Raw genomic sequence first — 26,824 nt, forward strand, 5'->3', positions numbered from 1 at the left:
CACCGCGCTTCAATCAACGCACTTAAAAATCAACACTAATCCTTTAACATCGCCCAAAAAAAATGGCATCTTTTTAAAAATCGCCTGCAACCCTGAGGCCACGGCCTTCCCAAAGGCATTTCTAATAGTCAAGAATGCTGCGAATCTGCTTTTTTATATTTTTTTTGGAGGATTCGTCCAGCAGGAAGTCCCCCGGAAAATATAGTTTGTGGTCGGTTCTTCTTTTACCTGAGATGGCCTCCACAATCGCCGACTCCCGGGAAAGCTCCCGAAGATCGCCGTTTTTCATTAACAAGTTGATTGGCAGCCTTTCCTCTTCCTCGCCCGGCCGGTAAAAGTCGTACGGCAAATCGGAGGATGAATCCACCACGAGATAATAATCCGGATCGATTCCAGCCTTTCGGAACAAACCGGTCAACTCTCCCAGCTTTTTGTATTCCCTGGCCGGGTCGAATTCTACGAACTTAAACAAATTCCGGTTCACAAAACGCCTGCACAGGTCGCTAAGGATGGAATCCTCTTCCTCCTGCCATATTTGAAAATAGTAGAGGATAATCGATTCATCGAGCTTAATATAGTCTTCAAGTGCGACGTTTCCTTCAAAAATCGAATAAAAATGAAGCGGCTCATTTTTGAAAGCGTAGCCCTGGCTGTGGAGGTCCTTCGCACGATGGAGAATTTTCGTCAAAATAACCTCCGCCCCCCTCGAAACGGGGTGAAAATAAACCTGCCAATACATCTGGTATCGGCTCATTATGTAATCCTCAATGGCATGCATGCCGCTATGTTTGAAAACGACCTGGTCTTCGCGGGGCCGCATGACGCGAAGTATCCGTTCCATATCGAAGAATCCGTAGCTGACACCCGTAAAATAGGCGTCACGCTGGAGATAATCCATCCTGTCGGCATCAATCTGGCTTGAAATGAGGCTAATAACCTGCTTTTTATCCGAGGTTTTCGCGATGACCTCCGCTACGTTCCTTGGAAAATCGCTGCCCGCTTTCGAGAGAATCTTATTTACTTCCGTATTGCCGAGGATGATGGCGCGGGTGAATTCTTCATGGTCAAGGTTGAAGACTTTCTCGAACGCATGCGAAAACGGCCCATGTCCGAGGTCGTGGAGAAGCGCGGCACAAAGCGTAAGCAGCCGATCGCTTTCGTCCCATTCAGGCCTTCCGTCAAATACATCGTCGACAATTCGCCTGACGATTTCATACACGCCGAGGGAATGGTTGAAGCGGCTGTGTTCGGCGCCATGGAATGTCAGGAAAGTCGTCCCAAGCTGTTTAATCCTCCTGAGCCGCTGAAATTCCTTCGTCCCGATTAAGTCCCAAATGATCTTATCACGGACATGGACGTAGCGATGGACGGGATCCTTGAATACTTTTTCTTCATTCAGTTTTTCCGATAATGCTCCCATCTCGCACCCCTGCCCCTCTTAACTTGTCTCTATTATATCCCCATTTCAGGTGGGAATCACCCCTCTTTCAGCAAAAACCTACAGCAATTTTCGACGTTTCCTTCTTGTATTTTTCTCTAAAATTTGCTTTTAGGATGAAGTAATCCCCATTCCACGTAGAAGGTATAGGAATTTCAAAAAAAAATCACCCTTGCCTGATTCTGCAAAGATGAGTACAGTTCAATTATTTTAGTTTCTTAACAACTTTTTCAATTAGTTCGTCTTCGTTCAAGGCAGCTAGCGGGCGGTTATTGACAAACGCAAACGTTTTTTTTCGTCCCGGTCCGCAATAGGACTGGCAGCCGATGTCTATTTTTGCATCAGGGTCCAGCTGCTTCAGGCGCGGAATGAGTGTTTTCAGATTGACTGCCTGGCAATCATCGCACACGCGGAATTCATTAGGCATTCCGTTCAAATCCTTTCAAGTAATCGATCTATGTAAATGAATCAACGGCCAAAAGAAGGTCCTAACGTATTTTACAGCTACTTTCCATTCAATGCAAGCAGGCCGGCGGAACTTTCCTTGTGCCTTCGTACTCTACTATCCTTTTATCCTCTGTATAAAACTTCAAAAAAGTGTCAATGATATTGATAGGAATATTAAACATTCAACTAGGTGCATCAATTAGAACTCTTTTGCACAGGGAGGCCAGAAAAAATGAATTTAGAAACAAATAGTGAGAAGGAGTGTTTTGACATGAAAGTTCGCCAGGATGCCTGGACGGCCGAGGATGATTTGCTGTTGGCTGAAACAGTCCTCCGCCATGTAAGGGAAGGAAGCACGCAGCTTAATGCATTCGAGGAAGTCGGGGACAAACTGAACCGCACTTCCGCGGCTTGCGGATTCCGGTGGAACGCTGTTGTCCGCCACACGTATGAAAAAGCTCTGCAGCTTGCAAAAAAACAACGCAAACAACGGCAGAGGATGCTTGGAAAAGACCTGGGAGGGAAGAAAAAGCTTCTTTATACTCCCCCAATTGAAGTCCAGCCTGAAGTGGCAGGCCTTAACAAGGGCTTGGAAATGGAAATTTCAAGTGAATTGGATCGCCCCGCAAACGAGCAGCCGGCATCTTTTGATCTTGAGAAAATGGTTGAAGAACTAAATGGAAAGCCCGCGGTGGCCCAATCCCAATCTTCAAGATTTTCCGCATCCGCATCGTCAGGTTTTGGCTTGCAGGCCACTCCGCAAGGCCTTACAATGCAGGCGGTCATTGCATTCTTGCAAAACTATGACAATTCAAGCGTCCATGTCGAGGCGCTGAAAAGCGAGAATGAAAGATTGAAACGGGAAGTTGCAAACCTTCGCAGGCAAAACGAGGATATGGAAGAGAAAATCCGTGACCTGGAGCAAAATACCGGAGTCATCCAGGAAGATTACGAAACACTTCTCAAAATCATGAACAAAGCACGCAATCTTGTCCTCTTTGAAGAAGAAGAACGTCCTGCGACGAAATTCAAAATGGACCGGAATGGAAATCTTGAGAAAATAGCTGAATGACTGCCTGAAGATAGCAAACCATTGACAGGAAGACAATAAAGATACTTTACTGGAGAGCGAGTGTGGCAATACATTCTTAAAGCCGTAGACCAAATGGTTTACGGCTTTGTTAATGGCGCATTCCGTTCGGCAATCCTCGAAAGGTAGCCAGGAAGCAGCTCATGTTCATATGGAGTCAGCTGTCCCGAATAAAGAAGGCCGCCGTTCCTCTTTAGGCTGAGCATTAGCCGAAGCATGATATCCTGCACAGCCAATGGGGTTTCAAACAGTTCTGACAGGCTTGCCATCACCCCCGGCTGAACTTCCGGGAAAACAAATTTCGATCGTTCCCCTTTTAGCGCGTGTGAATAAAAATCCCTGATTAGTTCCGCCCGCTTGCCGCCGCTGTTTTCCACGCTAAGATAAATTTGAACCGCGACGCCCCTTCTGAGCCTGCGCTGCGAAATCCCTGCAAACTTCTTTCCTCCGATGCTCAAGTCGTAGCTGCCGGGGCAATAGGAGCCAACAATCTCCCTCGCTTCAATATCCTTGCCAAAGTCGGCGAACATTTCCCTGATCAGCATCCACATCGCATCGTAGCCTCGATTTATATCAATGCCTCTTTCCTTTTCTGGAAAAACAAGCGAAATATTTAGAACGCCTTCATCCAGTACAACCGCTAGTCCGCCTGAATTCCGGACGATGGGAGTATACCCCCGGGCGCGCAAAAACTCCAGCCCTTCGACGAGATAGGGCAGTTTCGTATCCTGTATGCCGAGGACGACTGTATCACGGTGGACCCAGGTCCGTGCCGTAGCTGGGGAGAGGTGCGCTCCGACAGAGGCGCAAAGCGTGTCATCAATGGCAAAGGATTGTATGGCAGGCATGAGGATGCCTGTAGTCGATTGATCGATAAGCCGCCATTGATCCTGGCGGAGCAACGAGAGAGCCTCGTCCATCTAAGCATGCCTCCATTGCAAATAGTCTGCTGCCTATTATATCACAGTGCCTGCCTTGGAAAATATCCAGGCTGAACTTCCAGAATGAATAGCAATGTTTTAGGTTTGGGAAAAATAATAGTTGCAAGATAAGTTAACTATCAGATAGAATCTTCACCATAGGAAACATTTTAAATTATGTGCATATAGTGGTTTAACAAGGCACGCCCTTTTACCAGCGCCACAACCATATATACCTATTTTGAGAGGGGAAATTTGATATGTCACAGGAAGTACTCTTTGCATTAGGGTTAACATTATTCGCTGGCCTTGCAACCGGAATCGGAAGTTTATTGGCCTTCTTTACATCGAGAACGAATACCAAATTCCTTTCAGTCACACTTGGTTTCTCGGCCGGAGTGATGATTTATGTATCGATGATAGAAATTTTTGTAAAAGCAAAAACAGCCCTTGTCTCCGCCATAGGGGTTCAGGCGGGAAACTGGGCGACTGTAGGCGGTTTTTTCGGGGGAATTCTTTTGATTGCCTTAATCGACAGGTTCATTCCAAAGCAGGGGAATCCACACGAGTTAAAAACGGTTGAGGAAATGCAGCCGGGCAAAACCGTAAATGACGCCGCTTTATTAAAAATGGGAACCTTTACCGCCCTGGCGATTGGTATCCATAACTTTCCCGAAGGAATTGCCACTTTCACCTCAGCGCTTCAGGACCCGGCCCTTGGCGTTGCGATTGCGATTGCCATCGCCATCCATAACATTCCTGAAGGGATTGCTGTTTCCGTCCCCGTTTATTTTGCAACCGGGGATAAGAAAAAAGCGTTCAAGCTTTCCTTCCTTTCGGGATTGTCTGAGCCAATCGGGGCTTTGGCGGCCTACTTTTTCCTTATGCCATTCCTGAATGACATTATGTTCGGGGTCATTTTCGCGGCTGTTGCCGGCATCATGGTCTTTATTTCCCTAGATGAGTTACTCCCTGCCGCAAAGAAGTACGATGAAACCCATCTACCCATCTACGGCCTGGTTGCCGGGATGGCCGTCATGGCGGTTAGTTTGTTGTTGTTTATATAAGAACAAAATGCGGTAGCGCCTTGGGCAGCCCCGACCAGCATAAGACGGGGCCCGCAGGACACTGAATGGCATCCCTGAATTCGCCCACGCACGAGGGAAATGCGAGCATTTCCGAGGATGGGCCTGCCCTCCGGAGGGAACCGGCTTATGACCTCGAGGGGCTAGGCGTTGGAGCTGGATTACAATAACTTATTTCGAGGTAATCCCAAAGTTCAATCTTAAATTTTCCTAAACAAATACCAAATCCCGGCCACCAATAAGGAGCCGGGATTTTTTATACTCAAAATTTACTTCGCAAACACAAACACTGCCCTCTGTAAGGAAACCAGGCACGATCGAGTTCCCCTGAAGAAGTGAACGCAATCTCTATTGAACAGGCGGGCGTCCTATTTACTTAAGGCTTGGGCGGCTGTTAACAGTGCGAGGTTGTAGACGTCGTCCGTGCTGCAGCCGCGGGACAGGTCGTTGACAGGGCGGTTCAGCCCTTGCAGCAGCGGTCCGACCGCTTCAAAGCCACCTAGGCGCTGGGCGATTTTATAGCCGATATTCCCCGCTTCAAGGCTTGGGAATACAAAAACATTGGCATTGCCCTGCAGGACGGAATCCGGGGCTTTGGCAATCGCCACTTCAGGGACAAAAGCCGCGTCGAATTGGAACTCCCCGTCAATGATAAGAAGAGGGTCGCGGCGCTTTGCCTCTTCTACCGCAGCCATCACCTTCTCGGTTTCCGGCGATTGGGCCGAGCCTTTTGTCGAGAAGCTCAGCATGGCAACACGCGGTTCGATGTCAAACATCCTTGCTGTCCTGGCGCTTTCGATCGCAATCTCGGCGAGGTCCTGGCTATCCGGAGAAATATTGATTGCGCAATCGGCAAAGACATACTGTTCATCATCGCGAACCATGAGAAAAACACCAGATGTCTTGTTGACGCCTTCCTTTGTTTTGATAATTTGCAGGGCGGGCCTGACTGTTGCCGCTGTGGAATGTGCAGCACCGCTGACAAGCCCGTCCGCTTTGTTGAGATAGACTAGCATTGTACCGAAGTAATTCACATCAAGCAGAATTTTGCGGGCATCTTCCTCGGTGGCCTTCCCCTTTCTCCTCTCGACAAAAGCGGCGACAAGCTCGTCCATCATTAAATAATTGGCTGGATCATAAATCTCAGCCGCCTCAAGGGAAACGTCCAGTTCCTTTGCCCTTGCTTGCAGTTCTTCAATATTGCCGATCAGGACAGGAGTGAGGATTCCATCCGCAGCCAGGCGCGCGGCTGCCTTAAGAATTCTTTCGTCAAATCCTTCAGGGAATACAATCCTCAAATTATGGCCGGAGATTTTCTGCTTAATACCTTCAAATAAATCGCTCACGTTAGCCTTCCTCCTTCTATTCACTCATCTTTAGGATACTTTACCGTAGGCAAAATTCAAAGGAAACAGGCCGCCCGTCACAAAGTTGTTCGATTCACAGTTCTTTATTGCACAAAAAGAAAAACCTTGAAACAGAGAGGAACTATCCACCCCATATGGACTTTTTTCTTGAAAAATATAAAATGCGGACACAAGGCACAATACAGCTACTATTTACTGATTTGGCTATGTCTTGCTAAAATGACACACTTTTTAAATTATCCTATTTGGGGGGAGTTTAAACGGCAGGCAGGATAAGGGTTTGTTTTAAGGCAATTGGGTGAAACTGTGGTATAGTAGGTTGGTGTATGGATAGTATGAATGGGGAGTGATTTCGATGAATGAAGCAGCACAGACGCTTGATGGCTGGTACTGTTTGCATGATTTCAGGAGTATGGATTGGACTACATGGAAAATGACGCCTGCGGATGAACGACAGGCCGCTATAGATGAATTCCTCGGTCTGGTCGAAAAGTGGAACGCGACAATGAAAATGGAACAAGGCAGCCACGCGCTCTACACGATCGTTGGGCAGAAAGCCGACTTCATGATGATGATCCTGCGTCCGACGATGGAAGAACTGAACGAAATCGAAACAGAATTCAACAAATCGAAGCTGGCGGAATATACAGTGCCGGCTCATTCCTATGTTTCCGTCGTTGAACTGAGCAATTATTTGCACGAAAGCGAAGATCCTTATCAAAACCCGCATGTCCGCGCCCGGCTATACCCAATGCTGCCAAAGGCGAAGTATGTGTGCTTCTATCCGATGGACAAGCGCCGCCAGGGCAACGACAACTGGTATATGCTTCCGATGGAGGAGCGAAAAAAGCTTATGTACAGCCACGGCATGATTGGCCGCCAGTACGCAGGCAAGGTAAAACAAGTGATTACCGGATCGGTTGGCTTCGACGATTACGAATGGGGCGTCACCCTTTTCTCGGACGATGTCCTTCAGTTTAAAAAACTTGTTTATGAAATGCGCTTTGATGAAGTAAGCGCCCGCTATGGGGAATTCGGCTCCTTCTTTGTGGGCAACCTTCTTACAGAAGAAGGAGTAAACTCATTCCTGCAAGTATAAAATAAATAAGATTTACAAAGCCCCGGCCGCTCTTTGGCCGGGGCTTTTAACTGTTTCCGAGGCATATTCCGGTTCCAACCCTCATATGTTCAATTAGCGAGTCTTCACTTCCAAGCCATTACAAGCCCCGGCATGGATAGTGGATAGTCGGCAATTTGCAGGGGGATGAGCTTTTTCTTTCGGAAGAGTCCCCATGCTTATTTTAGAGGAGGGAATGAAATGAATCCTTACGGTACTTATGGAGCCGGACAGCAAGGTTTCCAGCCTTACACCGGAACAGGGGGCGCGCCTATGGGCCCTGGAACGGGACAACAACAGCAGCCTATGGGAGGCCAAATGGGAGGCCAAATGGGGGGTCAAATGGGAGGTCAAATGGGAGGCCAAATGGGAGGTTATCCATTCATGCCTGGCACTGGCGGCTTTAACATCCCGCAAAGCCCGGGGGCCCAGATGCCTGGAATGCTGCCAATTGAAGAGTCGTATATCGAGAATATCCTTCGCCTCAACAAAGGAAAGCTAGCGACAGTCTACATGACATTTGAAGGGACAAGGGATGGGCAGAGGAGGCAGCAGGTATTCAAGGGTATCATAGAAGCTGCCGGCCGCGACCACATTATCCTCAGCGATCCGCAAACAGGAACCCGCTACCTGCTATTAATGGTTTACCTTGATTACGTTACGTTTGACGAAGAGATTGAATATACTCCTCCCTTCCCAGGAGGCGGGCCAGCTTTGAGCTCCTTTCCCCCGCGCTAACAAAAGCCCTTATATGCTTAAGGAGGTCCGCTTTCCGTAACTGCGGTCCTCCTTATTTTTGGAACTATAAATGCTTGGACGCACCAACGATGATCAATACCCACGCAGCAAGGAATGCCACACCGCCAAGAGGCGTAATTGCCCCAAGCACGCTGATTTTCGTGAGGCTCAGTACATAAAGGCTCCCACTGAACAGGACAATGCCTGCAAGCATAAGCCAGCCGGCTGTTGTAAAAAGTGACCCTGCCGAGAACTTGCCCGCAAGGAGGCCGATAACGAGCAGTCCTACCGCATGGAACATTTGGTACTGCACACCGGTTTTCCATATCTCAAGGTATTTCGGAGCGACGCGCCCTTCCAATCCATGGGCTCCAAACGCCCCTAGCGCCACTGCCAGAAACGCATTAATGGCACCAATCATAATAAAGGTTTTCATTCCAATACCCTCTTTCTAAAAGTCGAAAATCGAATCCCCGTTTGCCTCATCATCCTCAAGCTTTTGCCCCTGTCCGGGGGGAGCCTGAAATCCCGCCGCCGGAATTGGCTGAGCCCTTAATGGCCGCCCTTCCCTTTGAGCAGGTTTGGACCCTTCGTTGAGTGCGACTTCGCAAAGGGTTTTAATCGAATATAGTTTCTCGCGCAGTTCCTCTTCTTTTCTGGAAGCCTTGGCCAGTGTGAGTTCTTCTTCTATTTTGGCCAACAGCGTTTCAATATGTATGTTCAAAAAATCCACTCCTTCGAACAGCGCCTTCCTCATCTCCTCCATTCTACATGATTCAGCATGAATTCGCACTTACCCGCTTCCCAAGGCCGCAACAAACTCAAGGAGGCCAAGTGCCATGATCGGCCTCAGCCTTCCCGCGTACGCCTGTACTTCTTTTAAAACAATCCCGCTTCAAGGGCCGCTTCAAAACTTAACTCGGCGAAATCAACCGCATCCCCGACCCATTCCCAGTGCATGTACATAATCCTCGGCTCATCAAACAGCCAATGGTTATGCACAGCTGTTACAATCAGCCCCCGCTTTCTCAATGCAGTAAGCATTGGATTGATTTCCCTTTGCAGGATGACTGTTTCTCCTAAATTCAGGCCATTCCTTTCAAAAGAAAGGGCAAACGGCAGCGCGAGCGGGGATCTTGTTCTCCTGCCAAGGATTGTGGCATTGATATTCCTATTGCGCTGTACCACGCATGCCCCTTGGGTTGTCACAACTACCCCGCCAATGATATTGGCCAGATCCTGGCAAGTTACTCTCATATCTAAACCCTCCCTTCCTGTTCCTTACTAGACTATGAAGGGAGGGGTTTTCTGCATAAACGCTTGTCTATTTTCAAAATAAATTTAGCGATAGTTAAAGCGGGGGAAGCCGCCAATCAATTCCTTCCTGGCCGATAGACCGCAATAATTCATTTGTTTTAGAGAAAGGCCTGCTTCCAAAAAACCCTTTCCTTGCCGAAAAAGGACTCGGGTGCGGCGATAGGATGATTGGGTGCTTTGCAGTATCAATCAGGCTTAGCTTTTCCTGGGCCGGCTTTCCCCATAGAATGAAAACGACTGGCTTATCCCGCTCGTTCAAAAGGGTGATCACCCTGTTCGTAAATTGTTCCCAGCCTTTACCCCGATGGGAATTCGCCTCTCCTTTACGCACTGTCAGTACTGTGTTCAAAAGAAGCACGCCTTGTTCGGCCCATTTTAGCAAGTAGCCATGATCAGGTGATTCAATGCCTAGGTCATCACATAATTCTTTGAATATGTTTTTAAGCGACGGTGGCGGATTTATGCCCGGTTTAACAGAAAAGCTTAGGCCATGCGCTTGACCCGGGCCATGGTACGGATCCTGTCCAAGGATGACCGCCTTCACATCATCATATCCAGTCAGCATCAGAGCGTTGAATATATCCTTGTATTCCGGGTAGACGGTTTTTATACGGTATTCCTCTATTAAAAACTCTCGCAACCTTTGAAAGTATTCTTTTTGAAATTCATCACCAAGCAAATCCGACCAGCTCGGCGGCAATGTATTTTCCAGCATAGTAACCCTCCTTTGCCCTCCTATTCCCTTTTTTTCTATGATTCTACCATCCCGCATATCCGAAAAGAAAATCCTACGATGATTTAGGCATTTTCATGTTTACTGGCGACGGTAAAGGTTATATAAAAACTGTGTGAATAAATGCGAAGGAGGACTGTTGAAATGTATAAAGTAGAAGTAGTAGAGAACGGTGTCCAAGCAAAGGAAAAGCTGGCTTTGCTTGCAACGGAGGGTTTTTCCAAAAATGAGGTATATTTGTTTGCCCATGACAAGGAGCGCGAGGAAGATCTTACGGATGCACTCGGCGCTGGCGATGTCGGCTTAAAGGAACAGGGATTGATTGATTCGGTGGCGAATGTTTTTAAAAAACGCGGCGATGAATTACGATCCCAATTCGAATCGTTGGGGTTGACCGCGGATGAGGCAGACCGCTATGAGAAGGTATTGGATGAGGGCCGCCTTGTCCTAGTAGCTTGCAAAAAGTAAATGAAATCCCCGGAAACCATATTTCCGGGGATTTTTCGTTGCATAGGAAATTCCGAAATCGAACATTGTAGATAACTCGAAATAAGTTATATTAATCCAGCTCCAGCGCCTAGCCCCTCGAGGTCATAAGCCGGTTCCCTCCGGAGGGCAGGCCCGTCCTGCGGGCCCCGTCTTATGCTTGTCGGGGCTGAACAAGGCGCTTGCGCATTTTGTTTTTAACCCATAATTCGTTGATATACCGATTTAGCGTGTGTGAGGTCCTTCGTTCCGTGTATGAGCGCCCGGCCATCCCTGAAAATGACCATCCTCTCCTCCCCAAGTTCAACCGATAGGAGGTAGGGATTGCCCTTTACCTCATAACCGAGAGAGCCAAGCTGGGAAGCGAGCTTTTCCAGCGACAGTTCCCCTTGGGCGGATGGGCGGATTTGAACCGTGTCCCGCCCGCACAGCACGGTCGTTTTGGTCATGTTTTCCTTGTCCAAGTACGGGTAGGTAGGATGTTCCCCACAAGAGAGGCATCCTGAAAATTTCGCCTTTGACATTTTCATGGCAATATACTCATTCCGCCACAAATCAAAGCTTACAAACGTGGACCGCACTGCATCCCAATCCTCGACAAGGATTTTCAGCGCTTCGGCAGACTGGTGGGAAATGGCCATTTGGACGGCTGGACCGATGATTCCTCCAGTATCGCACGTGAGGCCCTGAAGCGGGATTGTCCTCAAAAGGCAATTCAGGCATGGAGTCGTTCCCGGCAGGATTGTAAAGCTCATTCCGTGGCTGCCGACACATGCGCCGTAAATCCATGGAATTCTGTATTTCTGGGAGACATCGTTGATAGCCATCCTTGTTTCAAAATTATCGGTAGCGTCGATGATCAAATCGATTCCATTTGCCAGCTCTTCCAGCACTTCAGGAGTAGCATCGCCTATGATTGCTTCTATTTCAACATCGCGGTTAATGGCCCGAAGCCTTTTCTCAGCAGCGGCGGCCTTCGGAAGTTTTTGTAGTACATCTTCTTCGGTATACAGCTGCTGGCGCTGAAGATTGCTCTCTTCGACATAATCCCTGTCGATGATCGTCAGTTTCCCGATCCCAGCCCTGGTAAGTATTTCAGCATTTCCCGAACCAAGCGCGCCCGCCCCTACAAGCAAAACATGTTTGGAACGAATTTTTTCCTGGCCCTCTCTGCCAATCCCGGGAAAAAGAATCTGCCTTGAATACCGCTCTGCCATGCTCTTTCCCCTTTCTTGTCCCCCAACTGCGCTCTTCCTAACTGGAATTTCAGATGGAGACTTGCTCCTGTTAGCCTAAAGACAAAAGGACAGGGCTCCACAGCAGAAGCCCTTCCCAATGATTAAACCCGCCTAATCAGCCTCCGCTTACAGGAGGAATGAAGGCGATAACATCACCCTCATTAATCGTTTCTTCATTTGATGAAAATTCCTCGTTAATCGCTGCCATGACTGTATCCATTTTTGGCAGATTGTATTTTTTGGAAAGTTCCGCCTTCAATTCAGCAACTGTCTTGCCCGCTGCATCGACCGTAATTGAATCAGCACCGGCTGCATCGCGCAAATGGGCAAAAAACATGACTTTATTCATTCAAATCACCTTCCTCGGGCTTACCTGTCGGGTAGGGGACCGTTTCAAGCTGGTTGCCGACCCACTCTTCTCCGTCCTCCCAATGCTCCTTTTTCCAAATCGGGACTATTTCTTTGATACGCTCAATCGCATAACGATTCGCTTCATAGGCATCGGCGCGGTGTGGAGTTGAAACGGCAATGACGACTGCGATATCGGTAATATCCAGTTTGCCGACACGATGGCTGATGGCCACTTTGGCGCCTGGCCAACGTTCCTCGATTTCCCGGCCGATTTGCTCAAGCTTTTTCACGGCCATCGCTTCATAAGCTTCATAAATAAGGTAAAGCGTTTTTTTGCCATGGGTCAGCTCCCGGACCGTTCCAATGAATGTAGTAATTGCCCCAGCTTCCCGCTGGACAACCTTGTCAATCACAGTCTGGATATCAATTGGTACCTTTGAGATTTCAAACATGCTTCCGCCTCCATTGACATACGGAAGCGCTCCAAAGCGCCTCCCATGGTTATTAAAAAGCAGCCCTTTATATCAGCCTATTTTCGGGGCCGCGCCTGCGACAACTTCATAGCCGCCAATTTGATTAACACTTCGCCTGAATTCTTCTGATTGAATCACGGAAACAAGCAACCTGCCTTTTTCACTCTCGAAAAATTCCTTTGTCATAACCAAATCATATTCTTCATCCGCAACCGGAATAAATGAAAGCCCCATCGCCTTTGCCGCTGGGAAAATACCAAGCCCGACCGAATCGGGATTCCCTTTTACTTCCGCGGCGACACTGAGATGCGAGAACATTTCCCGGCTGTAGCCGGTGATGTTTTCGGGAGCAAGCCCCGCCTCTTTTAAAAGCAGATCAAAGAGAATTCGTGTACCGGCTCCCCTTTGTCGATTAACGAAATGGGCATTTTTTGCGGCTATATCTTCAACCGACTGAATGCTAAGCGGATTTCCTTCCTGGACGAACCAGCCCTGCTTTCTCCTCAAGAATGGAAAAAGGACAATGTCCATGCCATCGAGCAGCTTTTTCACATACGAAAGGTTGTATTCTCCCGTATCGGGGTCAAGCAAGTGGATTCCCGCGACATGGGCCTCTCCTTTCCGGATTGCCATTAACCCGGCCATACTGCCGACATGGGAGGAGATGATTTTCATGTCAGTGCGTTCCCGTTTGATTTGTGAAGATAAAAGGTCGATTGTCAAATCATGGCTGCCGTTGAATACAATGCTGTTTGTAACTTCCTCAAGCGGCATTAAAAGCTCAGCTTCAGCTGTTTCCCCTTGTTCGTACCCGAGCACATCCGCAGGTACGACGAGGAGGCCGTCGGCGCGGACATAAGACATCGTTACGCCCGCCGCCCTTGTAAGCGGATTGGCGACATATTGTCCGTTTACATTGCCGATGTTCACCCTGATGAAGTCTTCCTGGCCCATCGTCGAGACAATTCGCCTTCCAAGCTTCACTTTGATTGTTTGCCGCTTTGGCTCGGGGATTTGCAAATATCTGCAAATCAAGGGCCTCACGAACCATTCAAGTGCCAAATAGGCTGAAACCGGATAGCCAGGCACGCCGACAACGGGTTTTTCATTTATTTTTCCCAAAATGACCGGCTTACCCGGCCTCGCCGCCACACCGTGGGTAAAGACCGTGCCGATTTCCGCGATGATATGGACGGTAAAATCCTTCGACCCGGCAGAAGATCCGGCGTTGATGACGATAATATCGGATGTTTCAGCTGCCTCGAGAAGCGCTTCCTTTATTTTTTCTGGCTCATCTTTTACAATACCCGTCAAACGGGGTTCACCACCCCATTCTTTGACGAAATTGGCAAAGACAGTGCCATTAAACTCAATGATTTTACCCGAAACAGGCTCTTCGGTTACTTCGATGAGTTCATTGCCTGTCGGGATAATGGCGACAACTGGTTTCTTTACTACTTCAATTTCTGTGATTCTCGCAGCTAGCAGTGAACCTAAGTCGGCAGGGCGAAGCTTGTGGCCCTGCGGAAAAATCATTTCTTCCTGGACGATATCCTCGCCAATCGGCCGAATATGCTGCCAAGGTGTCGCCGGTTCAATTATTTCGAGCGTCTGGTCATCGACCACATTGACATTTTCGATCATAATGACCGCATTATACTGGGCGGGAATCGCATTGCCCGTATCAACATAAACAAATTGTTCACCATACGTAAGCCTTAGCGGATTTTGTTCATGCGCTCTATACGTATCGGCGGCATTTACGGCAATCCCATCCATCGCTGAAGCATGGTAATGGGGCATGGATGCGAGTGCGAAAACCGGTGCAGCTGTAATCCTGCCAAGGCCGTCCTCGACTTTGATCAATTCCTTTTGCGGCGGCAGGCCAAACGCGGCAAGCAGTTCCTCACGCGCCTGGGCTCTCGGCTTGTCTTCGAGATAAATTTTTCGCTTATACCGTTTCTGGTCCATATCCCATTCCCCCTACCTTGTTGCGATGACCGGGACGTATTCGCCTTGTGCGATGCCCTCTTTCTCGGAAACGATTTCTACAATCCCGCCGCTTTTCACAAGTGTCGTAATCAAGCCGGATTTTCCTATGATTGGATCTGCCCACCACTCCCCGTCCTGCTCAAATAGCCTTACCCGTATATAATCGGATCGGCCTGGCGCCGACGGAATGTTTTTTGTAATCCGTGCAAAAATCCGGTCTGGCCGGTGTTCGGCATTTTCTCCTTGAAGCTTTTTCAAAATACGCTCGCCGAAAAGCCGGAAAATAATCATCGCAGATGCAGGATGCCCCGGGAGCCCGATCACGGGCTTATCCCCCGCCATCGCGAGAATTGTAGGCTTGCCCGGCTTCACGGAAATGCCGTGTACAAATACCCCTGGCTCGCCAAGTGACTGAATGACTTCGGTTGTGTAGTCCTTCGCGCCAACGGAACTTCCGCCAGAAACGATCAGGCAGTCCACTTGATTGAATAATTCGGATGCCTTTAACCGGAATTCTTCATAATCATCGGGTACGATTCCCCCGTAGATGAGGTCAATTCCCCAATCCCTCGCAAGGCCTGCGATCGTTACATAATTTATATCACGAATTTGGCCAATTTTTAATTCAGGGGTTTCAAACGGGACAATTTCATCTCCTGACGATATATACCCAGCCTTTATGCCGCGGTAGACCACGACATCGGTTATCCCCAGTGATGCCAGGGCCCCGATTTCTTGTGGCCGTAACCTTGTCCCTTCAGTGAGCAGAAGTTCGCCTTTACGGATATCTTCCCCCGCCCGGATGACATTCTCCCCGGGCGCCACTTGCCTGTATGTATTGAGAAGGCCGGCAATCTCTTCACAATGTTCAATCATGATGACACTATTGCTCCCAAGGGGCATCATTCCCCCCGTAGGGACGTAGACAGCTTCTCCAAAGCCAACCGGGACGCTGGCGGCCTCACCCATCCTTACCTCTCCGGCAACAGTCAAAAAACCCGGCATCGAATCAGATGAACCAAACGTATCCTCGGCCCTGACCGCATAACCGTCAACTGTCGACCGGTCAAAGCCGGGTACATCTTCCCTGGCGGTTACATCTTCGGCAAGGATACAGCCCAGCGCGTCTTCTATCGACTTTTTTTCAATAGCGCCGACTTTCCTTACATGTTGATCGATCAGTGTAAAGGTTTCCTCAACTGTTTTGACTTTGAAAAATTGCATCTCCCTAACCCTCTCTTTCCACTCAAATCTCTTATCCGGATGTTTCTTTTTTGGCCTGTTGAACGGCCAGTTCATATTCCTCCGGGTTGTTCATATTAAAAAATATCCGTTCCAAGTAGCCATTTGAATACGTTTCCAAATCCTCCTCTGTTAAAAAAAGGACATCGAGGTGTTCAAACATTTGTTTCAGGCGAAGGCTACCCTTTTCAATGCACTCCTCAGCCACTTCGATGATGCACTTTTGATAAACCGCAAAAAGGGGATGCTGCCTGCCCCCGATAACAGGAACGACAGCGTCATAATGCCCAAGGTTCTTAACCATGTTCTCCGCAAGTTCAGCGGAAACAAACGGCATGTCGCAGGCAACGACGAGATTGGCATCAAAGCTGGAGGCCTTTAGACCGGCATGGATGCCGGCCAAAGGCCCTCTTCCCGGATATTCGTCTGTTACAGTTTTCAAATGAAGGAAACGATACTCCTCCGGTTCATTCGTTACAAGGATTACCTCATCAAATAGTTTAAGGAGTTCGTCTCGTATTCTCTCAATATTCGTTTTTTCGTTTATTTTCAAAAGGGCCTTATTGGTGCCCATCCTGCTTGACTTTCCACCGGATAATAGAATAGCCGCCGCTTTCATTGAATCCCTTCTTCCCGTCCGGTTTTTACCCGGGCCCCTTAGTTTTCCGTTTCCCCGCTTCCGCCGGTATCGTATCCTTGTTCCTGGGCGATAAAATCAAGATGAAGTGTTGTCAAATCAAGCATGGCTGCGGAAGGCTTGTTGATAAACTGCCTCGTATCAACAATTTTAATATAGCCGTGGCACTTTTCACAAACCTGGATTTGGGATGCGGCATCGCCTTCCACGGTAATAAGCTTTATCGTTTCATGATCTTCATTTCCGCAATGGGAACAGGAGACCCGTTTATCATTCCAGTGCGCCAGGCAACGCGGGCAATGCAGTTCCTTTTTTCCTTCCCCTTCAAGCTGCGCGAGCCTTGCTGGTTCACCGCATACAGGGCATCCGGCTCCATGGATTCCTGTTTGGATATCCGACTGGGCTTTTTCAGCCGCTAGCTGCAGGTAAGGACGGAGGGCAGTTTCTGCAAGGAAGTGTGGGAGCCATTCCTCTAAACCGTGCTCCTCCGCGAATCCCTGAAAATAAATATGATTAAACGCAAGCGCCTCATCGATCCAGCGCCGCGCAATATTTTCGTCCATTATATTGTTTAAAAAAACAAACTTCTCTTCCATCTTATCATTTTTCTTGATCAATAAACCTTTAACTTCCTCTATCCACTGTAAAAATAGTGGAATATCAAAATCAAAAATTGAGAGTACCGCTACCGGCACCCCAGAGTTCATTGCCGCTTTATCAATTTTTATTGTGGCTGCCTCATTGCCCAGGCTTTCTTTCCATTTTTCCTGCAGGCCAATAATTTCCTTGTGCAAATTCTGATAATCTTTCGAGACGACGGATGTTTTCACTCCGGTTGCACCTCTTTTCGTATAATGGTACTACAATGTCAACCCCGCGTCCTAAAATATGGTCCAACTGTCTTTTTCAGGGCAAGCGGGTTGTTTAGCAGGAATGGCTGTCCATATTAGACAGCCATCCCCTTTTTCATTTTAATCTGGTGTAGTTTCACGAGCCGGGGACTCCGGGCCTTCGGCGGTTTTTACGCGCCTTTGTCTTGTTTTGTCTTTTTGTGTTTAGTGAGTTTATCAAGATCAGGGAAGTTGCCGTTTTTAACTTCTTCTTCGTACCATTCCGTATAGTGGTCCTTTGCCCACCAGGCGGGAACTTCGCCGGTAATGACGCCTGTGTAGCCAGGGCGGGAGCTCTTGTGCACCACGCTCAAATAGACGTGGCCGACAACTACCGCGATGGCAAGCCCAAAACCGACATTGTGGAAGAAATACCCCCATTGGACGACCGCTTTTGGGAACAAATCCGGGAACCACATTAGAAAACCAGACCCGATAATAAGAATGGCCGTGACAATTTGGATAATCGAGTTGATTTTTTCACCGGCGTTAAAGAATGGTTGTCTTACATGCTTAGACTTAAAACCGAACAGCTCTTTAACGAATTCGGTAAAGAATTGAAGATCCCTCTTTTTCCAAGTGACAAGTTCCTTCAACCAGCGCGTAAAACCCTTTGGATCAAAAATGAGCCAGATGAAAGTCGGCATAATAAATGTTACCGCAAATATCCGGTGAAGCAGCCGCGCGTTTGCGGGTCCGCCCAAAATCGGATAAAGCCAGTCGAAAAACTCTGTATACATCGGAAGGGCTGTAATGTACAGGGCCAAGAAGGAAATGGCATTCACAGCATGAGCCCAAACGAATGCTTTTGAAAAACGCCTTACCTTAACGTCCGGCCTGATTGGCTTACTCATTGCTTCCACCTCCATCTTCGTCATGCTCTTTCCCTTCCTTGTTGAATAACTTGTTGGTAATAAATGCGCCAACGACAGCCATTGTTGTCGCACCAATCATCATTTTGCCGATTGGCTGGGCATAATCCTTCCACAATACAGCGGAAGTCGGAACTTTAGGGTTTTCCGGCAGACCGTAAACGGATGGCTTTTCAGCTAGCACATAAACGGTATGTGTGCCGCCTACCCCCTTTGGGTTGTAAACCATCGCATTCGGATAGCGTTCCTTGATTTCAGCCACCCGCTTTTCAGCTTTGCGGATCATTTCATCCTTGTTGCCAAACTCCATCGCACCTGTGTGGCAAGTTGTTACACAAGCTGGCTGGAGTCCTTCTTCAATTCTGTCGGTACACATTGTACATTTATGAGATTTCTTATATTCCTTGCCGTTTTTATCAATATACGTTTTTAACGAAATAACATCGAACGGGCAGTTCTGGACACAATATCCGCATCCTACACACTTCTCCTGGTCAATGACAACTGTCCCAAATTCAGTGTAGGAGATTGCATTCTCAGGGCAGACTTTTTCACAGGCCGCGTCTGTGCAATGGAAGCATGAAGAGTGGCGGAACAGGTAATCAAGATTGCCTTTTGAGTTTTCATGTTCAATGTATTGCAAAACATTCCATGTATCAGCTGTTACCTTTGGATGTGATTGTACGCTGCCCAGGAAGTCTGTTTCCTCTGCAGGAAGGTCATTCCAGTTCTTGCAGGCCACCATACAGGCACGGCATCCATCACATTTAGTGACATCAACATATTTTACAAATTCCGGCATTAGCCTTTCCTCCTTACGTCGCAAAGGAATGCTTTATACTCAGGAATGGTCGTATTGGCATCGCCGATATGCGGTGTCAAATGGTTTGCCGAATCCCCTGTTGCGTACCCTTTGTAACCAAAATGCCAAGGCATGCCGATCTGGTGGACCTTTTTGCCTTTGATCGTATATGGCTTGAAACGTTTCGTTACCATGGCGTAGGCTTCAACTTCTCCACGGGCCGAGGTAACGATTACTTTGTCCTTATTCTTGATGCCCTTTTCTTTTGCCAGCTCTTCACTGATTTCTATAAACATATGGCCCACTAGCTCGGACAGCCATTGCTGGTTCCGTGTCATCGATCCGGACTGCCAATGTTCGCTCACCCGATAGGTTGTAGCGACAATCGGGAAATCCTTGTTATCACCTTTAAGGTTAAAGTCACCTTCAAAGATTTGGACAGCAGGGTTTAAATTCTGTTTCGAGAACATATTGGCAATAGGACTCTCAAATGGCTCATAATGCTCAGGGAAAGGACCTTCATTCAAGCCTGCAAAAATCCCAGCGACTCCATCCTTCAGCATGATAAATGGGTTTTGTCCGCCCGGATCAGATGGCGCCTTGTCGACTACAAAGTCAGGTACATCGTTTCCGACCCATTTATTCTGGATGGCATCCCAATGGATGACCTCCTTGTCCTTGCTCCACGAATTGCCTTGCGGATCAGCCGAAGCACGGTTATAAATGATACGGCGATTCATCGGCCACGCATAGGACCAGTTCAGGAAGTTAGGGCCGCCTGTTTTCGCATCACGGTTTTTCGCGCGGTTCTTTCCTTCTTCAGGATAGAAGCCGGAATAAATCCAGTTTCCGCTTGAAGTTGTTCCATCGTCCATCAACTTGCCAAAGCCAGGCAGCAGCTGGCCGGTTGTAAGGTCATAACCGTTGATTTCCTTACAGACAAGGTCGATATCGGGATGGCTTCCTTCGCCAAAGTTCCAATAAAGAGCGTTGATTGGCTTGGCAGCCGGTGTATTTTCATTTTTGTAAAGCGCCTTGATCCTTGTTGCAAACTCATGGATGATTTCAAGGTCTGCCTTTGCTTCTCCCCTTGAATCGATTGCCTTCCAGCGATATTGCATCCAGCGCGAGCTGTTCGATACTGACCCTTCTTTTTCAAATGAAGAGGATGCTGGGAGCAGGAATACTTCTGTTGCAATTTTATTTGGATCCGCGCCAGCTTCCTTTTTCCAGAATGCAGACGATTCTGTTTCCCACAAATCAACTGCTACAAGCCATTTCAGGTTGGCAAGCGATTCTTTCTCTTTGCCGGCATTAGGTCCCCCTACAACAGGGTTGGTCCCGAATAGGAACAATCCATCGATTCCCTTGTTATACATGGCATGGAACAGGTTGATATGGGAATAGTTTTTATTTCCTTTTGGCAGATACTGATAGCAGAACTCATTTTCCTTAGTTGCATTCGGGCCGTACCAAGCCTTCAGCATGCTGACCAAGAATTTAGGCTTATTGCTCCAGTAGCCTGTTTTTGGCGTTTCTTTTTCGTTGTACCCTGCGAGAGTGGCATGTTCAGGGACAGTTGCTTTTGGTGCTCCGACGTAACCAGGCAGGTCTGCGTAAAGAAGGGCGAAGTCTGTCGATCCCTGTACGTTTGATTCACCGCGCATTGCTGCAAGGCCGCCTCCAGGAATGCCGACATTGCCGAGAAGAAGCTGCAGTATCGCCATCGCACGGACGTTTTGCGAGCCGACCGTATGCTGGGTGATGCCCATTGCATACATGATGACGCCTGATTTGCCTACCTTGCCAGTAGAACAGAACGCCTCGCAAACCTTTAGGAAGTCTTCCTTAGGAGTCCCAGTTGTTTCAACAATTTTATCAATTGTGTAACGGGAATAATGCTTTCTCATCATTTGGAAAACCGAACGTGGATGTTCAAGGGCCAGGTCTTTGACCGGCTTTCCTTCTTCATCTGTCTCGAACGCCCATTTTGTTTTGTCATAGCTGCGCTTTGCTTCATCATAGCCTGAGAAGAGGCCATCATTGAATTCATAGCTGTCTTTAAGGATGAATGAAGCATTTGTATATTTAGCAACATACTCTTTGTGGATCAAATTGTTATCGATTGCATAATTGATCATTCCTGCAAGAAAAGCGATGTCTGTACCGGAACGAAGCGGTGCGTAAACATCTGCCATTGCGGAAGACCTTGTGTAGCGCGGGTCAACCGAAACAATTTTCGCTCCTTTTTCCCTTGCCTTCGTCAGCCACCTGAATGAAATCGGATGGTTTTCAGCAGGGTTGGCTCCCATGATTAGAGCACAATCGGTATATTGCAGATCATTCCAATGGTTAGTCATTGCTCCACGACCAAATGTAGGTGCCAGACCGGCAACCGTAGAACTATGTCATATTCGCGCCTGGTGTTCGAGATAAACGACGCCAAGCCCTCTCATCATTTTCGCAAGCAAATAGCACTCTTCGTTGTCGAGCGCCGCTCCGCCCATACTCGCAATTCGCTCTGTTTTATTTACAAACATTCCGTTTTCTTTTTCCACGAAAGAAGCGTCACGTGTTTCCTTGACGCGCCTAGCGATTGTGTCATACATCCATTCCCATTCTTTTTCTTCCCACGTCTCGCTGCCCGGCGCGCGGTACAATGGCTTTGTAAGACGCTTTTCAGAAGTGTAAAGCTGCCTTAAAGTTGTTCCTTTTGAGCAAAGCTTTCCTTCGTTGATCGGGTTGTCGGGATCCCCCTCTGTATACACAACGGTGTTGTCTTTTGTATGGACAAGGATTCCGCATCCTACGCCGCAATAGCAGCAAATGGTTGGTGTTACTTTTGATTTGGCAATTTTGAATTCCTTCGATTTCGCATAGGCTGATTTTTCATCAAAGCCCAGCTCAACGATGGCCAATGTGGCCGCTGTGGCGCCTGACAATTTTAAAAATTGCCGGCGGTTCAGGTTGATTTCAACCATCTCTGTGTCTCCTTCCCTTAATTAACCTAGAGCATCCCTATTGCCCCTAATCCAGATTCAAACTGGTGAATCGTCCTTCACTGCTGCCTCCTTTCAATTAACTTCTGCAGCGGCAGTCTCCCTGAGGTCGCTGTGGACCCTTCCTGCCGAGGTATAAATGACGGCCATTTTCCCTCTTAAATAGCCTACAACCTCTATATTTAAATATTTGGCTAACTGGACAGCCTGTTTTGTTGCGGCGGTCCTCGATCCGATGACGGCGAAGCCAAATTTTGCTGCCTTTGATAACATTTCGTAGGAAACCCTTCCTGTTGTCAGGAGAATCAGCTTCTCCGGACTGAGCCGGTTCCTGATTGCATGACCGATTATCTTGTCCACAGCATTGTGGCGGCCAATGTCTTCCCGGACAACCATGGAGCCGTCTTCATTGATGATGCAGGCGCCATGCATGCCCCCTGTTTCCAAATAAAGCGTCGAGCATTGGGCGAATTCCGCCCGTTTCTTCAGAAGGTAGCTTAACGGATATTTCTGTTTGGAACGGACTTTTTCAAACTGTTTCACATCCGTCATCGAAAAGAACGTTACCCCCCGCCCGCATCCTGCGGTATAATGCTTTTTCTTCGAGAACATTTTCTCGCCGTCAAAAGAATTGGTTAGTGTTACTTGAAGGGTTGCATTGCCCTCGTGGAAAAGTACTTGCTCTATATCATCCGCGGATTCAATCATCCCTTCGGAAAAGAGATAACCGTAAGCCCAATCCTCCAAATCGGAGTTCGTCAACTGGAAAACGGCAATTTCATAGCCATTGACCGAAAGATTTATAGGGTACTCATCGGGACAGCTTTTTCTGTTCATTGCCTTTCCTCCCTTGTATGTTCTGGCAAAAGTCTTTACCAATTTTTATTGTAGGAATGAACAACCATCTTAACTGTGATGTAAATCACATTATGGGTTTTGGACGCCTTGTTAAGGCAATCCCTTGGTATCAAAGGAAAACGAAACGATTGCGAATAAAATTTTTGGATTTTTTTTGAAAAATGGTGGCGGAGGTTTGACAATTCATTTACATATATGTGGATTTTGTTTGAACAATTTATGAATCTTTAAGATATTCACCGTAGGTATGGGAAGAACGGGTTCCTTATTCCTTGTGGGAGTTTCAAACATTACCACTCTTCAAACATTCCTCTTTCTATCAGAGTAAGACTAAAATGGGGGAGTTGCAGTAATAATTATCACGCCGCCACTCAATGTCAAAAAAACGTAACATCTTTCGCTACCCGAAAAGAATCCTTCGCGATTTCTTTACAAAAGTGCATCATCCTGAGTAAAATGAGGAATGAATTATATTAATCGGAGGATTTTGGATCGGAACGATGAATGGAAATCCGTCCTACATCCAAGTACAAGGAGGCAACAGTATGTCGATCAAAAAAGTAATGACCATTGCCGGTTCAGATACAAGTGGCGGCGCAGGCATCCAGGCCGACCTGAAAACATTCCAGGAGCTTGGCGTCTACGGAATGACCGCGCTGACAACAATTGTCACGATGAAGCCGGAGGGCTGGCACCATCAAGTTCATCCGCTGCCTGTTGAAACACTGAAGACACAGCTGGAAACGATTCTTTCGACAGGAATCGACGCCATGAAAACAGGAATGCTCGGAACGGTAGAAATCATTGAACTCTCTGCAAAAGTAATGGATGAAAACAGGCTTGACAAAGTTGTGATTGACCCGGTGATGGTCTGTAAGGGTGAAGATGAAGTCCTCAACCCCGAAACAACCGATGTAATGCGCGAGCTGCTTGTCCCGCGCGCGACAGTTGTAACTCCGAACCTATTTGAAGCTGGACAGCTTGCAAAGACAGGCCCGATTCGCAATTTGGACCAAATGAAGCAGGCGGCAGCCATTATCCATGAGCAGGGCGCCAAATATGTCGTCATCAAGGGCGGAAGCAAATTCGAACATGAAGGCAAGGCAATGGATTTACTGTTCGACGGCAAAAACTATAAGCTTTACGAAACGGATAAAATCGAAACAACCTACACCCACGGGGCAGGATGCACATACTCCGCCGCGATTGCCGCGGGCCTTGCGAAAGGACAGGAAGTGGAGCACGCAATCGATACGGCTAAGGCTTTCATTACAGAAGCCATCAAACACGGTTTCAGGCTTAATGAGTATGTTGGGCCTACCTGGCAGGGCGAATTCAGAAACCTTCATAAAAACGCATAAGGACATAATTGCGTAAGAGTTGGGACAATATGCTTTACATTCGTCCGATTACAGCTGCTCCTGGCCTAATGGCTGGCTTTGGCGGCATTCAATCAACGGGCCGGGATTGCTTCCGGCCCGTTGTTGTTTTACGGGACATTTAACCAAGTGCAATGCTTTCGCATTCCAATCCAGTTTTTAGTATGATAAAAGGATTAAAGGACTCTAATAAAAAAGCAGAGCCGATCTGCGGGGAAGGGGGATTTAGTTGGAACCAGTCATAAAGGCAGATGTCCAGTCCGCGATTGACAAGTTTTGCGGGAAAGAAGTTTACATTCACCTAGAAACGACAAATGGCGCCTATGCTTCCCATTTTGACCAGTCATTCTTTTCATCGGGCGCATTTATCCGAAACGCCAAAGTCACGTATGAACTCGGCAAAATCACAGGCACCGGCCCGTATCGCGTCGGGCTGAAAATACCCCTTGGCTGGGTATATGCGGAAGGAATTACGCATTATGAGGTGGATGAAAAAGGGCGCCTTTTAATGGCGGGGCACGATTTCAACGGGAAACTCGCGGTTGCCCTTCAAGTAAGCCCAACACCTTTTGAATAAGGCCATAAGTATGAAGACTAACCCTAAAGGAGATTTGTATATGGAAAAGGAACGCCATGTGCTCGTAGTCTTTCCACATCCAGATGATGAGGCATTTGGTGTATCGGGGACAATCGCCACCCACACAAAGAATGGGACGCCGGTAACCTATGCATGCCTGACCCTTGGGGAAATGGGCAGGAATATGGGAAACCCTCCCTTTGCGACAAGGGAATCCCTGCCGCTAATTCGAAAGGGAGAGCTCCAGGAAGCGGCGAGGGTACTTGGCATCAAGGATTTGCGGATGCTTGGCTACAGGGACAAAACGATCGAATTTGAGGATGAAGCTAAGCTTGCCGCCGATATATCATCCATTATTAAAGAAGTTGACCCTTCGCTGGTCATCACATTTTACCCAGGCTACTCAGTCCATCCCGACCATGAAGCAACGGGAAGGGCTGTTATTAGGGCAGTCAGCGAAATCGCTCCGGCGAAGAGGCCAAAGCTCCATTGTGTCGCGTTCGCGAAAAACTGCGTCGAGGAACTTGGGGAAGCGGACATTGTCCACGATATCACTCCGGTAGCCGAAATAAAGCTTCAGGCAATAAAAGCACACCGTTCCCAGACCCAGCTGATGGTAAAGGATATGGAAGAGAAATTGAAGAACCAGGATCCACAAACGATGGTTTGGGTCAACGTTGAACGGTTTTGGACCTATAAATTTTAAACATTTATTAGCGCGGATACGGCTTTTTTCGACGAGTTAGTTTTAGATCTAACATTTCATCATAAAAAGCACCCGGCTGGCGGTTTGCCATCGGGTGCTTTGTTCATTTGGACACCGAAGCTGAGAAAACTCCATTTGCTGTCAGAATCCCTGACTCATTTAGACACCGAAGTTGAGAAAACTCCTTTTGCTGTCAGAATCACTGCTTCATTTGGACACTGAAGTCTAGAAAACTTCATTTCCTGTCAGAATCCCCGCCTCATTCTGACACCGAACCAGAGAAAACTTCATTACTTGTCAGAATCCCCGCCTCATTCTGACACCGAACCAGAGAAAACTTCATTACTTGTCAGAATCCCCGCCTCACTCTGACACCGAAGCGGAGAAAACTTCATTTCCTGTGAGAATCCTAAATTGGTCTTTAAAACAAGGTGCTTTCTCATAAAGCACGATAGCAATAGCCCCCGCTATCATGATCCGGAAACAACTTACTCATTTTCCTCCATTACATCCTTCAAATACTTCATCTGGTTGCCGTCTTCTCTTTTCAGCATATTGACAATGAAACGCTTTGTTAGAGCCATGACAATGCCGCTTGTTTTAATATCTGCTTTAAAATGCGCATTGGTTCCCTCTTCTATTTCATCAAAGATATACCGGTAAGTCGATTGAAGCCCGTTCAGATTGCTTCGGTACGAAAACAATTTATTTTCTTCATACTCAAGAATTTCAAGTTCGTTTTTTGTTTCTCTGCCTCGAATCATGCGTGTTTCGACTACTTTATCGCCAGGCTTCAAAGGGCCTTGGCCCGGCTTCTCAATTTTGACAATGTTTGGCATGATTTCTGGCATATAGTCCATGCTGCTGACAAACTGGAATACCTCGCTAACTGGTTTATGGATGATGACACTTGACTGAAAGTCTGCCACTAAATTGCACCTCGCTCATATACTTTTCTTTTTTCATTATATATTGTTTTTTTGCAAATTCGTAACCTGGCGGCAAAAAGCACCGAAACAATTGTCGAAATTTATTTTTCATAAATGAGTGATTACTCACTTCCATTCACG

General features: G+C 47.6%; 28 protein-coding genes. 8 read left to right on the forward strand and 20 right to left on the reverse strand.

Annotated features, from left to right (window positions below):
• Positions 1 to 121 precede the first annotated feature (121 nt).
• Together V1499_RS21885 and V1499_RS21890 are read right to left on the reverse strand one after the other, a co-directional pair.
• Positions 122 to 1,420, reverse strand: coding sequence for an HD domain-containing protein (locus tag V1499_RS21885; protein ID WP_409272560.1), 1,299 nt, complete (start codon positions 1,418 to 1,420; stop codon positions 122 to 124).
• 223 nt (positions 1,421 to 1,643) lie between these two features.
• Positions 1,644 to 1,865 carry a DUF1450 domain-containing protein gene (locus V1499_RS21890; RefSeq protein ID WP_409272561.1) on the reverse strand — a complete coding sequence of 74 codons (222 nt, stop codon included), beginning with the start codon at positions 1,863 to 1,865 and terminating at the stop codon, positions 1,644 to 1,646.
• A 291-nt stretch (positions 1,866 to 2,156) separates the two neighbouring features.
• On the opposite strand from V1499_RS21890, the gene V1499_RS21895 reads away from it, so the two are divergent.
• Positions 2,157 to 2,957 (forward strand): RsfA family transcriptional regulator, encoded by an 801-nt coding sequence (locus V1499_RS21895; RefSeq protein WP_409276361.1) that lies wholly within the window; start codon positions 2,157 to 2,159, stop codon positions 2,955 to 2,957.
• A 98-nt stretch (positions 2,958 to 3,055) separates the two neighbouring features.
• Here the strand turns inward: V1499_RS21895 and V1499_RS21900 are convergent, their stop codons facing one another.
• Positions 3,056 to 3,895 (reverse strand): biotin/lipoate A/B protein ligase family protein, encoded by an 840-nt coding sequence (locus V1499_RS21900; protein ID WP_409272563.1) that lies wholly within the window; start codon positions 3,893 to 3,895, stop codon positions 3,056 to 3,058.
• A 260-nt stretch (positions 3,896 to 4,155) separates the two neighbouring features.
• Between V1499_RS21900 and zupT the strand changes: the two genes are divergently transcribed.
• Positions 4,156 to 4,962, forward strand: a complete 807-nt coding sequence (gene zupT / locus V1499_RS21905) for a zinc transporter ZupT (RefSeq protein WP_409272564.1) — start codon at positions 4,156 to 4,158, stop codon at positions 4,960 to 4,962.
• A 386-nt stretch (positions 4,963 to 5,348) separates the two neighbouring features.
• Here zupT and pta read toward each other — a convergent pair whose 3' ends face one another.
• Positions 5,349 to 6,326 (reverse strand): phosphate acetyltransferase, encoded by a 978-nt coding sequence (pta, locus tag V1499_RS21910; RefSeq protein WP_409272566.1) that lies wholly within the window; start codon positions 6,324 to 6,326, stop codon positions 5,349 to 5,351.
• 376 nt (positions 6,327 to 6,702) lie between these two features.
• On the opposite strand from pta, the gene hemQ reads away from it, so the two are divergent.
• The gene (gene hemQ, locus V1499_RS21915) at positions 6,703 to 7,446 is read left to right on the forward strand and encodes a hydrogen peroxide-dependent heme synthase (protein WP_409272567.1); all 744 of its coding nucleotides are present in this window, start codon (positions 6,703 to 6,705) and stop codon (positions 7,444 to 7,446) included.
• Between the two features lie 219 nt (positions 7,447 to 7,665).
• A complete protein-coding gene (gerQ, locus tag V1499_RS21920) occupies positions 7,666 to 8,202 on the forward strand; it encodes a spore coat protein GerQ (RefSeq protein WP_409272569.1) in 537 nt (178 codons plus the stop codon).
• A 64-nt stretch (positions 8,203 to 8,266) separates the two neighbouring features.
• Here gerQ and V1499_RS21925 read toward each other — a convergent pair whose 3' ends face one another.
• From V1499_RS21925 to V1499_RS21940, 4 genes are all read right to left on the reverse strand, one after another.
• Positions 8,267 to 8,638: a DUF423 domain-containing protein gene (locus V1499_RS21925; RefSeq protein WP_409272571.1), complete on the reverse strand. Its 372-nt coding sequence runs from the start codon at positions 8,636 to 8,638 to the stop codon at positions 8,267 to 8,269.
• A gap of 15 nt (positions 8,639 to 8,653) precedes the next feature.
• The gene (locus tag V1499_RS21930; RefSeq protein WP_409272573.1) at positions 8,654 to 8,926 is read right to left on the reverse strand and encodes a YwdI family protein; all 273 of its coding nucleotides are present in this window, start codon (positions 8,924 to 8,926) and stop codon (positions 8,654 to 8,656) included.
• 155 nt (positions 8,927 to 9,081) lie between these two features.
• A complete protein-coding gene (locus V1499_RS21935; protein ID WP_409272574.1) occupies positions 9,082 to 9,459 on the reverse strand; it encodes a DUF1259 domain-containing protein in 378 nt (125 codons plus the stop codon).
• A gap of 94 nt (positions 9,460 to 9,553) precedes the next feature.
• A complete protein-coding gene (locus V1499_RS21940; RefSeq protein ID WP_409276362.1) occupies positions 9,554 to 10,231 on the reverse strand; it encodes a uracil-DNA glycosylase in 678 nt (225 codons plus the stop codon).
• Between the two features lie 165 nt (positions 10,232 to 10,396).
• Between V1499_RS21940 and V1499_RS21945 the strand changes: the two genes are divergently transcribed.
• The gene (locus V1499_RS21945) at positions 10,397 to 10,720 is read left to right on the forward strand and encodes a general stress protein (protein ID WP_409272575.1); all 324 of its coding nucleotides are present in this window, start codon (positions 10,397 to 10,399) and stop codon (positions 10,718 to 10,720) included.
• Between the two features lie 215 nt (positions 10,721 to 10,935).
• Here V1499_RS21945 and V1499_RS21950 read toward each other — a convergent pair whose 3' ends face one another.
• From V1499_RS21950 to fdhD, 11 genes are all read right to left on the reverse strand, one after another.
• On the reverse strand, positions 10,936 to 11,955 hold the full coding sequence (locus tag V1499_RS21950) for a thiazole biosynthesis adenylyltransferase ThiF (protein WP_409272577.1): 1,020 nt from the start codon (positions 11,953 to 11,955) through the stop codon (positions 10,936 to 10,938).
• Between the two features lie 136 nt (positions 11,956 to 12,091).
• Positions 12,092 to 12,325, reverse strand: coding sequence for a molybdopterin converting factor subunit 1 (gene moaD, locus V1499_RS21955; RefSeq protein WP_409272579.1), 234 nt, complete (start codon positions 12,323 to 12,325; stop codon positions 12,092 to 12,094).
• The gene (locus V1499_RS21960; RefSeq protein ID WP_409272580.1) at positions 12,318 to 12,779 is read right to left on the reverse strand and encodes a molybdenum cofactor biosynthesis protein MoaE; all 462 of its coding nucleotides are present in this window, start codon (positions 12,777 to 12,779) and stop codon (positions 12,318 to 12,320) included. The genes moaD and V1499_RS21960 overlap by 8 nt, the downstream gene beginning before the upstream one ends.
• Positions 12,780 to 12,851: 72 nt before the next feature.
• On the reverse strand, positions 12,852 to 14,771 hold the full coding sequence (locus V1499_RS21965) for a molybdopterin biosynthesis protein (protein WP_409272582.1): 1,920 nt from the start codon (positions 14,769 to 14,771) through the stop codon (positions 12,852 to 12,854).
• Positions 14,772 to 14,783: 12 nt separating this feature from the next.
• The gene (gene glp, locus V1499_RS21970; RefSeq protein ID WP_409272583.1) at positions 14,784 to 16,016 is read right to left on the reverse strand and encodes a gephyrin-like molybdotransferase Glp; all 1,233 of its coding nucleotides are present in this window, start codon (positions 16,014 to 16,016) and stop codon (positions 14,784 to 14,786) included.
• A gap of 31 nt (positions 16,017 to 16,047) precedes the next feature.
• A complete protein-coding gene (locus V1499_RS21975; protein WP_409272584.1) occupies positions 16,048 to 16,653 on the reverse strand; it encodes a molybdenum cofactor guanylyltransferase in 606 nt (201 codons plus the stop codon).
• 38 nt (positions 16,654 to 16,691) lie between these two features.
• Complete coding sequence (locus V1499_RS21980; protein WP_409272586.1) at positions 16,692 to 17,501, reverse strand: formate dehydrogenase accessory protein FdhE; 810 nt, start codon at positions 17,499 to 17,501, stop codon at positions 16,692 to 16,694.
• A 191-nt stretch (positions 17,502 to 17,692) separates the two neighbouring features.
• Positions 17,693 to 18,415 (reverse strand): formate dehydrogenase subunit gamma, encoded by a 723-nt coding sequence (locus V1499_RS21985; RefSeq protein WP_409272587.1) that lies wholly within the window; start codon positions 18,413 to 18,415, stop codon positions 17,693 to 17,695.
• Positions 18,408 to 19,235 carry a 4Fe-4S dicluster domain-containing protein gene (locus V1499_RS21990; RefSeq protein ID WP_409272588.1) on the reverse strand — a complete coding sequence of 276 codons (828 nt, stop codon included), beginning with the start codon at positions 19,233 to 19,235 and terminating at the stop codon, positions 18,408 to 18,410. Before V1499_RS21990 ends, V1499_RS21985 begins: the two co-directional genes overlap by 8 nt.
• The gene (fdnG, locus tag V1499_RS21995) at positions 19,235 to 22,207 is read right to left on the reverse strand and encodes a formate dehydrogenase-N subunit alpha (protein ID WP_409276363.1); all 2,973 of its coding nucleotides are present in this window, start codon (positions 22,205 to 22,207) and stop codon (positions 19,235 to 19,237) included. The genes V1499_RS21990 and fdnG overlap by 1 nt, the downstream gene beginning before the upstream one ends.
• Positions 22,208 to 22,309: 102 nt before the next feature.
• Positions 22,310 to 23,071, reverse strand: a complete 762-nt coding sequence (gene fdhD, locus V1499_RS22000; protein WP_316572185.1) for a formate dehydrogenase accessory sulfurtransferase FdhD — start codon at positions 23,069 to 23,071, stop codon at positions 22,310 to 22,312.
• 566 nt (positions 23,072 to 23,637) lie between these two features.
• On the opposite strand from fdhD, the gene pdxK reads away from it, so the two are divergent.
• The 3 genes from pdxK (at position 23,638) to bshB2 (ending at position 25,754) form a co-directional block, all read left to right on the forward strand.
• The gene (pdxK, locus tag V1499_RS22005) at positions 23,638 to 24,453 is read left to right on the forward strand and encodes a pyridoxine/pyridoxal/pyridoxamine kinase (protein WP_409272590.1); all 816 of its coding nucleotides are present in this window, start codon (positions 23,638 to 23,640) and stop codon (positions 24,451 to 24,453) included.
• A gap of 247 nt (positions 24,454 to 24,700) precedes the next feature.
• Entirely contained in the window at positions 24,701 to 25,048 is a 348-nt protein-coding gene (locus V1499_RS22010) for a YojF family protein (RefSeq protein ID WP_409272592.1), read from the forward strand.
• Between the two features lie 40 nt (positions 25,049 to 25,088).
• On the forward strand, positions 25,089 to 25,754 hold the full coding sequence (gene bshB2, locus V1499_RS22015; protein ID WP_409272593.1) for a bacillithiol biosynthesis deacetylase BshB2: 666 nt from the start codon (positions 25,089 to 25,091) through the stop codon (positions 25,752 to 25,754).
• 488 nt (positions 25,755 to 26,242) lie between these two features.
• Here bshB2 and V1499_RS22020 read toward each other — a convergent pair whose 3' ends face one another.
• The gene (locus V1499_RS22020; protein WP_409272595.1) at positions 26,243 to 26,683 is read right to left on the reverse strand and encodes an SRPBCC family protein; all 441 of its coding nucleotides are present in this window, start codon (positions 26,681 to 26,683) and stop codon (positions 26,243 to 26,245) included.
• Positions 26,684 to 26,824: the final 141 nt, after the last annotated feature.

The organism is Neobacillus oceani, from assembly GCF_046237595.1.
Classification (GTDB): domain Bacteria; phylum Bacillota; class Bacilli; order Bacillales; family Cytobacillaceae; genus Bacillus_D; species Bacillus_D oceani.

Bases quoted from the DNA above. Each gene is read 5' to 3' on its own strand.
- V1499_RS21885 (WP_409272560.1), bottom strand. From the start codon at position 1,420: ATGGGAGCATTATCGGAAAAACTGAATGAAGAAAAAGTATTCAAGGAT.
- V1499_RS21890 (WP_409272561.1), bottom strand. From the start codon at position 1,865: ATGCCTAATGAATTCCGCGTGTGCGATGATTGCCAGGCAGTCAATCTG.
- V1499_RS21895 (WP_409276361.1), top strand. From the start codon at position 2,157: ATGAAAGTTCGCCAGGATGCCTGGACGGCCGAGGATGATTTGCTGTTG.
- V1499_RS21900 (WP_409272563.1), bottom strand. From the start codon at position 3,895: ATGGACGAGGCTCTCTCGTTGCTCCGCCAGGATCAATGGCGGCTTATC.
- zupT (WP_409272564.1), top strand. From the start codon at position 4,156: ATGTCACAGGAAGTACTCTTTGCATTAGGGTTAACATTATTCGCTGGC.
- hemQ (WP_409272567.1), top strand. From the start codon at position 6,703: ATGAATGAAGCAGCACAGACGCTTGATGGCTGGTACTGTTTGCATGAT.
- gerQ (WP_409272569.1), top strand. From the start codon at position 7,666: ATGAATCCTTACGGTACTTATGGAGCCGGACAGCAAGGTTTCCAGCCT.
- V1499_RS21925 (WP_409272571.1), bottom strand. From the start codon at position 8,638: ATGAAAACCTTTATTATGATTGGTGCCATTAATGCGTTTCTGGCAGTG.
- V1499_RS21935 (WP_409272574.1), bottom strand. From the start codon at position 9,459: ATGAGAGTAACTTGCCAGGATCTGGCCAATATCATTGGCGGGGTAGTT.
- V1499_RS21945 (WP_409272575.1), top strand. From the start codon at position 10,397: ATGTATAAAGTAGAAGTAGTAGAGAACGGTGTCCAAGCAAAGGAAAAG.
- V1499_RS21950 (WP_409272577.1), bottom strand. From the start codon at position 11,955: ATGGCAGAGCGGTATTCAAGGCAGATTCTTTTTCCCGGGATTGGCAGA.
- moaD (WP_409272579.1), bottom strand. From the start codon at position 12,325: ATGAATAAAGTCATGTTTTTTGCCCATTTGCGCGATGCAGCCGGTGCT.
- V1499_RS21960 (WP_409272580.1), bottom strand. From the start codon at position 12,779: ATGTTTGAAATCTCAAAGGTACCAATTGATATCCAGACTGTGATTGAC.
- V1499_RS21965 (WP_409272582.1), bottom strand. From the start codon at position 14,771: ATGGACCAGAAACGGTATAAGCGAAAAATTTATCTCGAAGACAAGCCG.
- glp (WP_409272583.1), bottom strand. From the start codon at position 16,016: ATGCAATTTTTCAAAGTCAAAACAGTTGAGGAAACCTTTACACTGATC.
- V1499_RS21975 (WP_409272584.1), bottom strand. From the start codon at position 16,653: ATGAAAGCGGCGGCTATTCTATTATCCGGTGGAAAGTCAAGCAGGATG.
- V1499_RS21985 (WP_409272587.1), bottom strand. From the start codon at position 18,415: ATGAGTAAGCCAATCAGGCCGGACGTTAAGGTAAGGCGTTTTTCAAAA.
- V1499_RS21990 (WP_409272588.1), bottom strand. From the start codon at position 19,235: ATGCCGGAATTTGTAAAATATGTTGATGTCACTAAATGTGATGGATGC.
- fdhD (WP_316572185.1), bottom strand. From the start codon at position 23,071: ATGAACAGAAAAAGCTGTCCCGATGAGTACCCTATAAATCTTTCGGTC.
- pdxK (WP_409272590.1), top strand. From the start codon at position 23,638: ATGTCGATCAAAAAAGTAATGACCATTGCCGGTTCAGATACAAGTGGC.
- bshB2 (WP_409272593.1), top strand. From the start codon at position 25,089: ATGGAAAAGGAACGCCATGTGCTCGTAGTCTTTCCACATCCAGATGAT.